Source organism: Vibrio sp. 10N.222.48.A3 (genome assembly GCF_041475345.1).
Taxonomy (GTDB): Bacteria; Pseudomonadota; Gammaproteobacteria; order Enterobacterales; family Vibrionaceae; genus Vibrio; species Vibrio tasmaniensis_A.
Window position 1 is genome coordinate 1 of record NZ_JBFRVX010001238.1, and the last position, 2,291, is coordinate 2,291.

4 protein-coding genes are annotated in these 2,291 nt (G+C 43.0%); all 4 read left to right on the plus strand.

Annotation, left to right across the window (positions count from 1 at the left end; genetic code table 11):
- Positions 1–494 (plus strand): sensor histidine kinase (locus AB4653_RS25305; RefSeq protein WP_372105602.1); only part of this gene is annotated, 494 nt, incomplete at its 5' end.
- Positions 469–1,128 carry a response regulator transcription factor VxrB gene (vxrB, locus tag AB4653_RS25310; RefSeq protein ID WP_009845363.1) on the plus strand — a complete coding sequence of 220 codons (660 nt, stop codon included), beginning with the start codon at positions 469–471 and terminating at the stop codon, positions 1,126–1,128. The genes AB4653_RS25305 and vxrB, both read left to right, overlap by 26 nt.
- The gene (locus tag AB4653_RS25315; protein ID WP_102258013.1) at positions 1,128–2,006 is read left to right on the plus strand and encodes a DUF2861 family protein; all 879 of its coding nucleotides are present in this window, start codon (positions 1,128–1,130) and stop codon (positions 2,004–2,006) included. Before vxrB ends, AB4653_RS25315 begins: the two co-directional genes overlap by 1 nt.
- Positions 2,007–2,065: 59 nt before the next feature.
- Positions 2,066–2,291: conjugal transfer protein TraF (gene traF, locus AB4653_RS25320; protein WP_372105603.1), on the plus strand; the 226-nt coding region annotated here is incomplete at its 3' end.

Consider the following 2,291-nt stretch of genomic DNA (forward strand, 5'->3'; position numbering starts at 1 on the left):
GTGAAGATACACGCCGTTTAAGGCAGTTGGCAGAAGCAAGTAAAGACTATTTGCAATCAGACAACCAACCGCTTGCTACAGAGTGGGTGCCAAGTGTTGAAGAGTGGCTTCAATACAAAGTTGAAGAAGACTTTGCTCCGGGCATTGAACTCCGCGTAAACAAAGATATTGCTGCAAAAGTAAACGTATATTGGTTAGGAACGTGTATCGATAACCTGATCAGAAATGCCGTGAAATACGGCGTTGCCCCGGTGATACTAGAACTGAATACTTCTGACAAGAAGCTGACATTCAAAGTTATAGATAATGGAGACTTGTCTCGCAAAGATTGGGGGCAACTAAGAAAGCCATTCGTAAGTAAGAGTGGACTCGGTTTAGGTCTGACGATAGTAGAATCTATGGTCGGAAAAATGGGCGGTCACATGACGCTTATCGGCCCCCCAACAACATTTATTTTGGAGATACCTTGTGAAACAGACATTGCTTCTCGTTGAAGACGATAAAAATTTAGCTGACGGTTTATTAGTTAGCCTTGAGCAAGCTGGATATGAATGTTTACATGCCGAGCTGATCTCTGAAGTTGAAGGCTATTGGGAACAAGCGGATCTTGTGATCCTAGACCGTCAACTTCCTGATGGTGACTCAGTAGATTCACTTCCCGGTTGGAAGAAAAAGAAAGACATCCCAGTTATTTTGCTTACGGCTCTCGTGACAGTAAAAGACAAAGTAGCCGGCTTAGACTCAGGTGCGAATGATTACCTAACGAAACCATTTGCAGAAGCTGAACTGTTTGCTCGAATCCGTGCACAGCTACGCCTACCTGATGCTGAAGATCAAGATGCATCAAAAGTGATGGCTCAAAATCTGGTAATTGACAAGGCAACACGTGAAGTGTTTTTTAATGAACTGGAAGTCACGTTAACGCGTACGGAATTTGATCTATTGCTATTCTTGGCAAGTAATCTTGGTCGAGTGTTTACTCGTGATGAGCTACTAGACCACGTTTGGGGTTACAACCACTTCCCAACAACTCGTACTGTAGATACGCACGTTCTGCAACTAAGACAGAAGTTACCAGGTTTAGAAATTGAAACCTTACGTGGCGTTGGCTACAAGATGAAAGCGTAATGAAAAAAGCCTTACTTCCACTACTCATTTTATCAAGCGTCATCAATACTGCACACTCCGCCGATTGGTTTAAGGACAGTGATGCGCTGACACAAGTGCACAAGCATCTGCTAGATAATGATTTAGCATTGATGTTTGATTCACTAGTGGAAGTTTGGCAAATCAACGCTTCGCAATCTCGCGAAGATCATCTCAATCAGCTGTTCGAGCAAGCATTGAACAAAGATTGTGGGAAAACGCTCACCAAAAACACTTTACCGGACTGGATAAGCTCGGTCGTCGTGAAAAGACACATTATCCAAAGCCCAGGCAGGGAAACATTCCGTGTGGCGATTGATGTTGAATCGGAAAGCAACATCCAAGACATCACCTTTGAGAAGTGGGTCGACAAGGTCGTTTCGTCTGATAGTGAGTTCACCAAAGGTAACCCTGTAATCAATAACACTTCAGTGAGTGTATACAGCAAACGTTATAGCTTAGCGTCTCAACTCGATTCTGGACTTTATCGCCTGACTGTAAAAGGAAATAGCGGTAACTCCTGGAGCACTTGGGTCATTCTTGGTGAAGTGGTTATGCGTCAACAAGTTCGTTGGGCATCTAAAGACTCTTGGTTGATCGATAAAAAAGCACTGCTGAACCCATACTGCCCATTACCAAAGTTAGACGTAGGTTTGTACGATTATGTCGATGAACGGTATAAGCAGGTGTGGGGTAAAAGTTATGAATCCGATTATCCGACCAATTTAACGGGTGAAGAAGTGCCCAATGATCGTTATGTTTTAGCTGTTTCAATGGTACATTCGCGCTGGCAAGGTGACATAGCGATAGAGCAAGCACAAACTATCAGTAAAACTTATGATATTTCTAGCGAAGAGTAGCTAAAGTAATTTAGAATTGAGCCGTTAATAATGTAAGGGATCTAACAAAGATAAACGGCATGAAAAATACAACTAAACTACTCGCAGCATCAATTGCATTCGCCAGTCTTCCTCTTTCAGCAGCAAACTACGCCATTGAAGCGCGTGGTGATGCGATGGGTGGTGTTGGTGTTGTTTCAGCAAACTTCCTAACAGCTCCATTCTATAACCCAGCACTTGTTGCTATTTATCGTCGTAACGATGATATGGGTATGATCACGCCAAGTTTTGGTGGTAGTTATAATG